The 11128-nt window shown below is 61.4% G+C and carries 9 protein-coding genes; 6 read left to right on the forward strand and 3 right to left on the reverse strand.

Annotation, left to right across the window (positions count from 1 at the left end):
• Positions 1–285, forward strand: a 285-nt coding sequence (locus ACWDTP_RS33285; RefSeq protein ID WP_450027483.1) for a type II toxin-antitoxin system PemK/MazF family toxin, incomplete at its 5' end; no start/stop codon positions are given.
• Positions 286–1157: 872 nt separating this feature from the next.
• Here the strand turns inward: ACWDTP_RS33285 and ACWDTP_RS33290 are convergent.
• From ACWDTP_RS33290 to ACWDTP_RS33300, 3 genes are all read right to left on the reverse strand, one after another.
• Positions 1158–1550, reverse strand: coding sequence for an SCO5389 family protein (locus tag ACWDTP_RS33290; protein ID WP_450027484.1), 393 nt, complete (start codon positions 1548–1550; stop codon positions 1158–1160).
• 259 nt (positions 1551–1809) lie between these two features.
• The gene (locus ACWDTP_RS33295) at positions 1810–2979 is read right to left on the reverse strand and encodes an NAD(P)/FAD-dependent oxidoreductase (protein ID WP_450027485.1); all 1170 of its coding nucleotides are present in this window, start codon (positions 2977–2979) and stop codon (positions 1810–1812) included.
• Positions 2980–3400: 421 nt separating this feature from the next.
• Entirely contained in the window at positions 3401–4426 is a 1026-nt protein-coding gene (locus tag ACWDTP_RS33300) for a LacI family DNA-binding transcriptional regulator (protein WP_450027486.1), read from the reverse strand.
• A gap of 402 nt (positions 4427–4828) precedes the next feature.
• Between ACWDTP_RS33300 and ACWDTP_RS33305 the strand changes: the two genes are divergently transcribed.
• The 5 genes from ACWDTP_RS33305 to ACWDTP_RS33325 all read left to right on the forward strand — a co-directional run bounded on the left by ACWDTP_RS33305 (position 4829) and on the right by ACWDTP_RS33325 (position 10919).
• Positions 4829–6187 (forward strand): MFS transporter, encoded by a 1359-nt coding sequence (locus ACWDTP_RS33305; protein ID WP_450027487.1) that lies wholly within the window; start codon positions 4829–4831, stop codon positions 6185–6187.
• Between the two features lie 149 nt (positions 6188–6336).
• Entirely contained in the window at positions 6337–7440 is a 1104-nt protein-coding gene (locus ACWDTP_RS33310; RefSeq protein WP_450027488.1) for an NAD(P)/FAD-dependent oxidoreductase, read from the forward strand.
• Between the two features lie 74 nt (positions 7441–7514).
• Positions 7515–8720: a M24 family metallopeptidase gene (locus ACWDTP_RS33315; protein ID WP_450027489.1), complete on the forward strand. Its 1206-nt coding sequence runs from the start codon at positions 7515–7517 to the stop codon at positions 8718–8720.
• 202 nt (positions 8721–8922) lie between these two features.
• Positions 8923–9831, forward strand: a complete 909-nt coding sequence (locus tag ACWDTP_RS33320; RefSeq protein ID WP_450027490.1) for a glutaminase — start codon at positions 8923–8925, stop codon at positions 9829–9831.
• A 53-nt stretch (positions 9832–9884) separates the two neighbouring features.
• Positions 9885–10919 carry a nitrilase-related carbon-nitrogen hydrolase gene (locus ACWDTP_RS33325; RefSeq protein ID WP_450027491.1) on the forward strand — a complete coding sequence of 345 codons (1035 nt, stop codon included), beginning with the start codon at positions 9885–9887 and terminating at the stop codon, positions 10917–10919.
• Positions 10920–11128: the final 209 nt, after the last annotated feature.

Below are 11128 nucleotides of genomic sequence, written 5' to 3' on the forward strand. Positions count from 1 at the left end.
GACGGGCCAGCCTTTCATCGCCCGGCGGTGGTGGTGTCGGTCGACATTCTCAACAATGGACCAGGCGGTCTGGTAGTCGTCGTACCGATCACGACCGTTGGTTACGGCCTGCGAAGCCACGTCGAACTTGAGCCCGAGAACAGCGGGCTGAACCATGTTTCCTTCGCTCGCTGCGACCAACTGCGAGTGGTCTCCGTCGAACGACTGTCATCTAGTCAGGGAATGATTAGTCCAGAACAGATGCAAGCCATTGACCAAGCAATGCGCTTCGTCCTGGATCTGTAATGCCAAGCTCCCGACGCAGCCTCGCTGTCGGATGAAAACAATTGGGGTGCAGCGTAATATGCAGTGGTTTAGTTGACATAATGTAGCTTATCGGTACTAACCTGACATGCGGCGGCGAGCCTGTTTTCCGGGAAGCCGTGAGAGAGTTGTCCGATTCCACCCTGCTTTCCGGAACTATGTGAGAGTTGAATCAGCCCTGCTGCGCTGGATGGTTTTCCGACGACGGGATGCTGTGTTGAGCGGTTCGCGTTGTTCGGATTCCGCGACTACCGAATTCCGGTGGCAATTTCGCATTTCGCCCACCGGTCTTGGGTGACGCCCCTCTTTCGCGGCCGTCCCACTGCAACGTATACGTCACGTGACGTTTATGTATGGGTGTGGCTGGATGTTGGAGGCCGGCGGTGAGCTCGATGAGTCGGTGTACGGATTCGCGGTCAGGTGGCGTTGCGCACAGCGCTCCGCTCGACTCACTCCGACAGCCCAGCCGAGCGGGCCTTTCTGTCACTGACACTTCTCGGCCGGGTTGATCTCCGGAAAGTCACTGATGCACTTCGGGTTTGGATCAGTTTGGTGGATAATGGTGATTACTCATCCTTCTTGCCTGAGCGTTTAGACATGGGCGCCACCCGCGAGTCCCCGTCTAGTTCGCTCGTTCGTCAGGTAGTTACTAAGACGTCAACTGAACCGCTGCCCCGATGCTTTATTGCCTTGCTCAATGACCGGCAGACCTGCAAACCATCCGCACACGATGAAGGCATATTGTCAGGACTTCCTCGCGATATCAGCGGCCATCACGGACGGTAATCCCACCCGAAAGAATCGCCATCATGGGGGCTATGACCGCCACAATGGCGATTCTCTGGTCGGACACGTCAGCAGTTGCGCAGTTCCGGCGACTGGTTGAGAACCTGGGCCCGGGGTGAGACGAACTCGGCGTACGTCTCACCGGCGGCCGCATCGAGCCGGAACGCGGCGAGCCGATGGCAGTTCTGAAAGGCGAGCCGCACCCCGAAGTGCCGCTCGAGGGCCCCCCGCATCGCATCGCTCGCGAGCGCCCGAAGCAACTGGCCACGAGCAGTCTCATCCGGCGGCGGTGTCTGATTGTCGGCGAACTCCGCGTTGCCGGTCTCGAGGTCGCCGACGACCCGGGTGATCGTGTCCCAGGCGTACGGCAGGGACGTCCGGACGGTCTGGACGAACTCCGCCTCGTCGATGGCGCCGCGCTCGGCGCTGGCGAGCAGGTCGGGTGAAACGTCGAGCGACATGATTCCTCCTATTGAAAATGGCTCTCATTGTCATGTACGCGAAGAGTGTCGTCCGAATTGCCGAGGGTTGTCAAGGGATGCGGGGCATCTGGGGATCTGCCCAGACTCCCCGGCGCTATTGCGTCACAGTCATGTTGCGCCGCCTGGGCGCTCGACAGGCCTGGCGATTGGCCGCGTCTCGGTGACGGTGTCAGAGCCATGGCGTTCGCCGGCGATCGCCATGGCTGACGAACTTCCCGGCCGTTCATCCCCAGATCCTTTACGCGGGTATGTCAGCCATGTCCGAGCGCCGCCGCAGGCGTGAGATGGTGAACGGGTCGAACTCAATCGGTTTCTTCCCGGTGAGTAGCCACGCCGCGAGCTGCCGAGCCACTACAGGAAGGAGTGCCCAGCCATGGCCGCTCCACCCTGTTGCAACGAAAGCATTGCGCGTGCCTGGAATAAGGTCGATGAACGGCACTTGGTCCAATGACGACGATTCGATGCGCGATGCGTCCGCGGACAGCAGCGTCAGCTCGCCCAGACCGGGGAACGTCTGCCGCAGAAGTTCGATATTGCCCTCGATCCGACTCTGCACAGGCCTACCCCCGCGGGCCCCGCCTCCGTCCCAGGCACCCAACCAGCCGCCGCTCAACATGATTGTCGAGTCCTTCATCAGCTTCAGCGATATCACCTTCGACTGATGGTTCGTCAAATATGGGATCGATGGTGTGTATTCAGACCTGACGAGCAGCACCTGGGGCAGTACTTTCCATATCGGGAGTTGGTAGTTGCAGACCGTGTGGATGAGCTCGCCGGCACCCGCATTGTTGGTGAGCAGGACCGCGCGTCGCGCATCGATGCGGTCGCCTTTGGCAGTGAGCACGCCTGCGACATCGCTTGAACCTGCTTTGACCAGCTTTTCGATCCCAGTGTCCTCGATGAACACTGCCCCGTGTCGTTGTGCTGCACGGGCGTAGGCGATGGTCGTGGCTTCCTGTGAGGACACGCCGTCGAGGGGCGAGTAGAGCGCGCCGCCGATTGTTTCGGCAACAGCGGGCAGCTTCGCTCGAAGTGCGGCCTGATCCCAGTACTCCGTGGGAATGCCGAAGTCGCCCTGCACAGTTGCGCGCCTTCTGGCCGAGGCGACGCCGGCTGAGAGTCCGCTGGGCTGGTCTTCGACGAGGCACACCCCGCCGATACGCTCGAAGCCGGTGTCGGCGTCTAGTTCATCGCTGAGGCCGGGCCAGGCGGCGTGCGCTTCCCGGATCAAGTCGAGTTCGCGAGGGTCACGCATGTTTGTTCTGATGCCCCGTTTGCCGAAACCACCGGAGGCTCCGCTCGCGAGCTTCCCGGCGTCGATCACCACAACAGAGGCGCCAGCTTTGGCGAGATGGTAGGCGGTGGCGCTCCCGTAGGCACCTGCCCCCACGACCGTGAAGTCATACATCCGTGAGTTCCTCCCCTAGACCTGATTCGGTTACTGGCTGTGAGTTGCTGCAGCTGTGCTGGGGCCGCTGAAAAGTATGGGCAGGCATCGCAGCTCAACCAATCACTAGTTGGAAGGACTGCGACACTTGGGATTTAGCTGGCTCTCAGCGGTATGACGTCTCGTCGTGTAGGCACCTGAACACCTCTCGTAAACCACTAGTTGGGGCTATCCCTCCGGCCCGATCCGGGCGGCGGTGTCGCGTCCAAGAGGCCGGCGGATTCCGCGCTCATCGAGGGAGCTAACGCGGCGCGGACCGTCGTGCCCTTAGCTTTGAGGTCCCTACAGTCGAGCAGTCGTTACCGGTGCCATCACTCTGATAAGTATGATGCAACTAGTTACATCTGGCAAGACGTTTGTCGGATTCGGAGGCTGCGTCACGTCATAACTCCTGTTCGAGTCGTGTGCAGGCCTCCATCTTCGAGGCATTTTCGCCGCACGACCTACGTGCAATCAGGCGTGGCTGCTTCAGGATGCGCACGGGCTCCGGCGGTTGTGTCACGATGAGCGTCGCCGCTTCCTGCCCCATCTCGAATGTTGGTTGCGCGACGACCGTGAGGCCCAACGCCTCACTCCAGTCGAAGTCGCCGACGGCGATCAGCGCCAGATCCTCGGGTACGCGCCTGCCAAGCTGGAGAAGTGCCTCGTAGACGTGTCTCGTGAGCAAGTCGGAGAAGCAGGCGATAGCGTCGATAGGTCGATCGCTGCCCAATAGTTCGGCGACCGCACGAAATACCTCCTCTCGGGTTTCCGGGCCTCGCACCCTGCTGTCGGGAAGGTCAATACCGTTCTCCGCAAGTCTCTTTCGGAGGCCTGCGGTCCGCTCAAGGCCTTGCACTCGGGTTCCCATGGTCAGTACAGCGATGAAGGAACGCCCGCAGGACAGGAGGTGGTGCCCCACTAGTTGGCCGGCTTCTAGGTTGTCGAGACTGACCGTGTGCAAGTTCGGCGGCATATCCTCGACTATGCGGTTGACGATGACGCACGGTGTGCCGTTGGCTGCGATCCTCCGAGCATTCCCGTCTAGCGCCGGGCCGCCCGTGAGGATCAGGCCGCGGACGCGCTGCTCGTCCATCCGCTGTACGTGTGCGGCCTCGAGTTCGACGTTGCTGAATGAGTTGGCGAACATTACCAGGCTGTTGTGCGTGGTGGCGGCGTCTTCAATACCTCGCATCAGTTCGAGGTAGTAAGGGCTGTCGAGATCCCTGATGATGACTCCGATAGTGCTGGAGCGGCCCGCAAAGACACCTCTGGTGAGAGCGTTTGGCGTGTAGTCGAGTTCGGCCACGGCCTTCCAGATGCGGTCGGCGGTTGCACTGGAAACGTTGTGGCCATTCAACAGTCGAGAGACGGTCGCGGTCGATACCCCGGCTGAGGCAGCGACGTCATTGATGGTTGCTCGCGCCACGCGCATCCTTTCGTCGCCGCCTACCTCGCCACGTCCTACCGTGGCCCGCAGCATGCCCGTCAGGCCCTGATCATGTAACTAGGTACACCTGACGGTATCTCAGACTGCCGTAATGCGGTGTCGACGACCTCAGATTCAGGGTTCGACCGCTGACAGATGACCGCTCTGCAGCGATGGCGAGCGATAACGTGGGCTGCTACTCCGCCACTTGACGGGTGGGACACTGTCGTGCTCTGCTATGACGGTCATCATATGTAACTAGTTACATATGCCTTACGTGCCACCCCCCATCTGGTTCTGTGGCTCCCCCGCCGGGATCCGCGATCAGGGCCAATTGGGCAAGCACCTGACATACCGATGGGCCGGTCGTCGGCGGAACGCGTCCATCTTGAAGGAGAACTCATGGATAACGGCCATGATGGCTATGCCGGCGACATTGCCGGACGTCGAAGGACCGCGATCAAGGCCATCGCGATAGGCAACTTCGTGGAGTGGTACGACTTTGTTCTGTACGGCTTGTTCTCCACCACTATTGCCGCGGTGTTCTTCCCGGAGTCCAGCGCTACGGCCGGTCTTCTCGCAACCTTCGCAATCTTCGGGGCCAGCTTCTTAGCGCGTCCGCTCGGCGGCCTCGTTTTCGGTCAGATCGCCGATCGAGTTGGCCGTCGCTCGGCGTTGCTCATCTCGGTCCTCATGATGAGCTTCGCGACCTTGGTCGTGGGCCTATTGCCGGGGGCTGCCCATATCGGAATCGCGGCGCCAGCGTTGCTCCTGGTGTGCCGACTGACCCAGGCCGTGGCCGCCGGTGGCGAGTATGGCCCGTCGACGAGTTACCTCGTCGAGTTCGCGCCCGAGAACAAGCGCGGTCGGTTTGCGTCAATTGTCCCGGTGTGGAACTACATTGGGTGTTTCGCCGGAGTCTTGGTGTCATTGATCGTGACCGTGTCGGTGACATCTGAGCAGTTGATGTCCTGGGGCTGGCGGATTCCGTTTCTGGTGGCAGCACCGCTGGGACTGGCAGGCCTCTATTTGCGGATGCAAATGGAAGAGTCGCCGGTGTTCGAGGAATTGCGCACGTCGGGCAATGTGGAGAAGGCCCCGATCCGGCGGGCATTGAGGACTGCCAGGAAGCCCCTGCTTATCATCGTGGGTTGGGCGATGACCAATGCGACCGCGGCTTACATTCTCAGTACGTTCTTGGTGTCCCGGATGGCTTCGAAGACAACGTTCGGTATCACGAATGCCTTTGTCGTGCAGCTGGTCTTGTGGACCGTGCTCACGATCGGAACCTTCGTGGCCGGCAATCTCATCGATTCCGTGGGACGCAAACGTGTCGCGCTGACGTCCTCTATCGGGTTGGGTCTGCTGGCGGTGCCGGCGGTCGCCCTGCTCGAGGACAGTTCGGTGATGCAAGCGGCGCTGATTGTCATCGTGGTCGCCATGTTTTACAGCGGCTACACCGCGACCACTGCCCTAGCTATGGTCGAGCTGCTGCCGCCAGCCGTGCGAGGCTCGGGCGCGGCGATGTCTTACCAGATCGCTTACGCGTTGTTCGGCGGCGGCGCACCACTTTTGGCGACTTGGTGGGTCTCTTTGGGGTTCACACTGGCCCCAGGCATCTATCTGGCGCTCCTCAGTTTCGTGTCGACGGTGGTAGCCGCGATCTGGATCGGCAACCGTGTGCCATTCAACACAGGAAGTGAAGACCCGGTGCCGTCGCCACCAGGGGGGTTCCCTGCGTCAATTGAACCTGCCAAGTGAGCCACCACCAGATACCGAGATGCGCAGCCCCCACACAGACACACACGTCATGCAACTTGTTACATACCACGGGGATTCGGTGCCGCGGGCCCTGTCCCGTGCTCGACCGCAGCGCTACTGGCCGAGAAATCAGCAACAGAGAGGGATTCATGAAACCGAACATTGTTGTCATCGGTGCCGGGGTGTACGGCGCCGTGGTGACGGCAGAACTTACGCGTCGCGGCGCGGCGGTGACAGTAGTGGATGCGGGGGTTCCGGGTGGAGGCACGTCCGGCGCCACGTTCTCATGGACCAACGCCAACGGCGCCAAACAACCCCGGGCGTATCACGCTCTCAATGTCGCCGGGATGGAGGCGCACCGCCGGCTGGCGCGCGAAGTGCCCGGCAGCGACTGGTACCACGAAAGTGGGACGCTGAAGTGGGGCGGCAACGACGCTGAACGCGCCACTCTGCGACGCCAGGTAGACCTGGTCTCTGGATACGGGTACGAGGTTCGTTGGCTCACTCGGGCCGAGGCGGTTCAGCTTGAACCCGAAATCAACGCCGCCGAGCTTCCGGACGACGAGGTCGCCTACTTCCCCACTGAGGGCTGGATCGCCCCAACCCGCTTGATCAGTTACCTGCTGTCCAGTTCGGACGCTGCGCGGGTGTGGAACGACGCGGTGGTGGGTATCGACGTGGCGGGTGACCGGGTGCGTTCAGTCCAGCTGGCGTCGGGTCGGCAACTACCCGCTGATGCGGTGGTCAATTGTGCCGGACCGCGGGCAGCTGACATCGCCGTTTTGGTGGGCCTCGATCTGCCCATGCGCAATACACGCGGCGTGCTCGTGCACACCGCACCTGTCGCGCTTGGAGCCACCCGCGTGATCCAAGCACCGGACATCCACCTTCGCCCAGACGGGGGTGGCCGACTGCAACTGCACTCCTACGACAGCGATGCCTCTGCTCAGGTCATTGAGGCTGGTGAGGTGACAGTCGACCAGGGCGGGATCGACAAGATCATCGGGGCAGCATGCTCGCTCTACCCCGCAATCCGCGCCGCGAGCATCGAGAGTGTGCGAGTGGGAGAACGACCGATTCCCGGTGACGGGCTTCCCGTCTTGGGGCGAGCGCCAGAGATTCCCAATTTCCACTTTGCGGTCTCCCATAGCGGCGTCACGCTCAGTGTCCATGCCGGCCGGCTCGTCGCCGCCGAAGTGCTCGGCGACGCCGGCACCGCAGAAATGGCCTCCTTCCGTTTCGAGCGGTTCTGACCGTCCGACTGCCATAACGGCACTACCTGTCCGACATTTCAGCACACCCCACATCAATCGAAGGATCAAATACTGTGTACGAGTTCGACTTTGCCCAGCGCATCAGGCGGTACCAGCAGTCATTGCGCGACGAGGGCGTGGACTACGGGATCGTCATGCAACCCGGGAACATCCGGTACCTCACTGGCTTCTGGGGGTACGCTACCCGCGCCGAGTACTTTGAACCGGGTCGCCTGATCTGTCTGACCGTCCCGCAGAACGGAACGCCGCTACTCGTCGTGCCGAAAATCGAGCGGACTTTCGCCGAAGCCGCCACCAAGCGCGTTCCGCTGACCATCGAACATCACGTCGAGTGGACGTCGCCAAACGACGCCGGGGATTCCTGGGAACTGGTACGCAACTACGTCAAGCGGGAAGGCCACGGCTGCGGGCGTGTGAGCATCGAGAAATCTCACCTCACAGAAAAGGCGTGGTGCTCCTTCGCAGAGAAGTTCGACGAATTCACCGTCCTCGAAAGTTCTGACACACTGCTGCGCCAGCAGGACATCAAAGACCCGGTGGAATTGAGAATCTTTGAGGCCAGCGGCGCGCTCGCGGCCCGGATGTTCGACGTCGAAGTCGAGGCCATCAAGCGGGGCGGCCTCCGCGAGTGCGACGTCGCCATACTTGGCTTGGAGCACAACGTTCGAGCCTGTGCGGAATGCATCGAGACGTCAACTGACAACGAGCTTTACGTGGATTCTCCCTTGTTTGGGCTCGGCCCGCAGCTCCTCACCTCAGGCCCCAGGCTGAACCGATCCCACGGGACGGCCTCGACCCGGGTCATCGAACCCACCGACATCGTGGCTATCGACCTGTGTCGCGTCCCCTTCCTGTTGGGATACCGGATGGGCTTTGGCCGGATCGTGGCGCAGCGTCCACTGGATTCCTCCGAACAGGACATCAACGCGACTGTCAAGAAGTCCTACGACACCGCGGTAGCCATGTGCAAACCCGGCACCGTTGTCTCCGACATCGACACCGCAGTCCGAACCGTACTCGAAGACGGCGGCCTCGGCCCGTACATCATGCACCGATCCGGACGGACGCTCGGCACAGACCCCATCGGCATCGGAATCGCCGAAGGCGTCCAGCGAAAGCTGGAGGCAGACATGGTGTTGTCACTTGAGCCCAGCGTTTACATGAACGGATACCAGTCGCGGATAGAAAGCAGCTTCCGCGTCACCGACCAGGGACCGCAGCTACTCACCCCCACTCCCGAACGAGTGATCACCATCTGACCGAACCGCGCCCGGTGGCCAGCAATCGACGGACCCTTTGTTGGCTACCGGTCCGTTTCGGCCGCGAGCGGCGTCGCACGACCGGGAATCCCGCCCCCACAACCAGCGACGACGAACCCAGTGTCGACCCACCCGGGTCACCCAAAGACATATCTCGGGCAGTCGAACATAATCACAACGTCACGAAGGATCCCTCACATCCGTGGAGCTGCAGAACCTCCTCGACGACATCGCCGGCTCGATACACCCTCACCTCACCGAGGGTCGTATCGCTGACTGCATCATCCCGCAACTCGCCGCAGTCGAGCCCAACCAGTTCGGCATCAGTGTCGCCACCACTGACGGCGAAATCTATTCCGCCGGACAAGGACAAGTCCCTTTCTCCATCCAGAGCATCTCGAAGGTCTTCGCACTCGCACTCGTCATCGCCGGCGATGTCGAAATCATCTGGAAGCGGGTATCACGGGAGCCGTCAGACAATCCGTTCAATTCGCTGGTGCAACTCGAACAGGAGAACGGGATACCCAGGAACCCTTTTATCAATGCGGGCGCGCTGGTGGTGACAGACATACTGCTCAGCGCTACCGGCGAATCGGACGTGTTAGACCTGCTGCGACGCGAAAGCGACAACAACGCACTTCACATCGACGCGGCCATTGCAGAATCCGAAGCCCGGAACAGCCACCGAAACCACTCACTCGCACACTTTCTGGCCACCCATGGCAACCTCGACAACCCCGTCGAGCACGTTGTCGAGGCGTACATCAGTCAATGCGCCATTGCTGCCAGCTGCACCGATCTAGCCCTTGCGAGCTGCTTCCTCGCGGCCGACGGCGTGGGGCGCTGCGGTCGGCCCATCGTCGACCCGCTCCAGACCAAACGTATCAACGCATTGATGACCACTTGTGGCACCTACGACCGGGCAGGTGAATTCGCCTATCAGGTAGGGCTTCCGGGCAAGAGCGGCATCGGCGGAGGCATCGTCGCGGTCGTGCCTGGCGTCTGCACGATCTGCGTGTGGAGCCCACGACTGGGCTTGTCCGGGAACTCCATAGCCGGTGTTGCCGCGCTCAGCGAACTCACCGCCCGCACAGGATGGTCCATCTTCTGAGCCCACACCGCCAATCGTCCCCGCAGAATTGTCAACAGAACGGATCACAACCGATGAACACCATCAAAGCCTCAGTCGCACAGGCCGGTTCCATCTTCGGCGACACCTACTCCACAGTCACCAAACTGGAGCGCATGACTGCCGAGGCGTCCGCCGCCGGTGCGAGGCTCGTCCTGTTCCCCGAAGTCTTCGTAGGCGGCTACCCGCGAGGAGAAGACTTCGGCTCCTTCGTAGGTGGACGCACACAACGCGGGCGCGACGCCTTCCTCCGGTACTGGGAGGGCGCCATCGACATCCCGGGTGACGAGGTGATACGGATCAGCGAAGCCGCTCGATCACACAACATTCACCTCGTCACGGGCGTTCTCGAACGCGATGGAGGGACTGTCTACTGCGCCGTCCTCTTCTTCGGCCCGGACGGTCGCCTCCTTGGCAAACACCGCAAACTCATGCCCACCGGCGCAGAACGACTTGTGTGGGGTTTCGGAGACGGATCGACGATGCCTGTGATCGACACCGAAGTCGGCAAGATCGGTGCCGTCATCTGTTGGGAGAACTACATGCCCCTCATGCGTTTTCACATGTACGCCCAAGGAATCCAAATCTACTTGGCGCCGACCGCAGACAACCGCCCGTCCTGGATCACCGCAATGCAACACATCGCCAGGGAAGGCGGATGCTTCGTGCTCTCATGCAACCAATACACCACCCTGGCCGACTTTCCCGACGACCATCACGCCCCAGACGGAGTCGGACCCAGCACAGTCATGTCCAGCGGCGGCAGCTGCATTATCGCCCCTTCCGGCGAGTTCCTGGCACCACCCACCAACGACGGTGAATGTCTGCTGTTCGCCGACCTAGATCTAGGCGAGATCGCCCGGTGGAAGTTTGACTTCGACGTTGTCGGACACTACGCCCGCCCAGACGTCTTCCGTCTGAACGTAGACACAAGCGCAAAGCCGGTTCGGTCGACTCCAGGCATGCCGCCGTACCCGCGCGAACAATCCGCCGAAACCGGTTTTGCGGTTGCGCAACTTCTTGACGGAGCCCCGTCCCTAGAGCCTGCCTCCGCTGGCGTTCGCACGTGACTCTGTGACCATCCCGGTCCAGATCGAGATCAGAGATCCGCTTGCGGTCCTGCCCGTCGCCGAGACGATTCGGCGAGGCTCACGTTGAGCAGTTCGATCGGGACGGAGATCGGGACGTAGTTCGGCAGATCAGGCGAACGCTGCGAAGTGTCCGCCTAGTACTACAGCCGCACTTATGGGGAGGCGCCTCTGGCTGCGTAGTGGCATCG

Source organism: Mycobacterium sp. NPDC003449, from assembly GCF_053588415.1.